The sequence below is a fragment of the Ferroplasma sp. Type II genome, assembly GCF_000496155.1.
Window position 1 is genome coordinate 2,161 of the sequence record NZ_KI542857.1, and the last position, 1,220, is coordinate 3,380.

A 1,220-nucleotide genomic window follows, 5' to 3' on the forward strand; every position below is an offset into this window, starting at 1 on the left:
ACAATTCAGGAAAAGGGTAAAAAATAATTACGTCCCACACCCTCCTGAAACAAAAAATATAAAATTGGAATAAAAAATATTATTTGCTGAAATATGGGCTCTTGAATTTAGGTCCTTTTTTTATTATCTCTCTGGATGATTCATAACCCGCATCTGCATGCCTTATGACTCCTATTCCCGGGTCTGCATTCAGTACACGTTTTATTCTCTCAGCAGCATCCTCTGTCCCATCAGCAACTATAACAAAACCGGCATGTATGGCATTGCCTATTCCTGTTCCACCTCCATGGTGGACGGACACCCAGGAGGCACCGGAAACAGCGTTGAGCAGTGCATTGAGTATGGGCCAGTCTGCTATTGCATCGCTTCCGTCTTTCATGGCTTCTGTTTCTCTGTATGGAGATGCCACTGATCCAGTATCATGGTGGTCTCTACCTATGGCAACAGGTGCCTCAAGTTCTCCATTCCGTACCATGTCATTTATCATCAGCCCTATTTTTTCCCTTTCTCCATAGGATGCGTAGCATATCCTTGCTGGCAGTCCCTGGAAATGTACGTATTCTCCTGCCAGTTTTATCCAGTCCGTAAGATGCTTATCATCTATATTTTTCAGTATGGCATCATCAATTTTCCTTATATCCTCCGGATTACCAGAAAGTGCAAGCCACCTGAATGGCCCTGAACCAATGGCAAATAAATCCCTTATGTATGCGGGCACATATCCCAGAATATCAAAGGCATTTTCCAGTCCACCTTCCTTTGCCCTTGTTCTTATATCATTTCCATAATCGAAGACTGAAGCACCCCTGGACTGAAAATAAAGCATAGATTTTACCTGCTTTACTATTGTTTCATAAACCTTCTTCTTGAATTCATTGGGATTTTCTTCCCTGAACCTCTGGAAATTATCTATAGTGTAGCCCTCAGGGACATATCCAAGGTTTATATCATGGGCAGCTGTCTGATCTGAAACAATATCAGGGATTATGCCCTTATCCTGCAATTCCTGATAAACCGTTGCCGCGTTTCCAAGAACAGCAATGGATGTGGGCTTTCCGGATTTAATTGCCTCATCCTTGATTTTAAGCGCCTCATCAATATTTTTGGTGTATGTATCCAGATACTTGTCCCTGAGCCTTCTATTTATTTTCTCCATATCCACTTCAACAATAATGCTGGTACAACCGTTCATTTTGGCTGCCAGTGGCTGGCACCGCCCA

Annotated in this window: 1 protein-coding gene; it reads right to left on the reverse strand. The window is 42.6% G+C overall.

The window, feature by feature from the left end:
- Positions 1-79 precede the first annotated feature (79 nt).
- Positions 80-1,220: urocanate hydratase (hutU, locus tag AMDU4_RS14035; RefSeq protein WP_021788574.1), on the reverse strand; the 1,141-nt coding region annotated here is incomplete at its 5' end.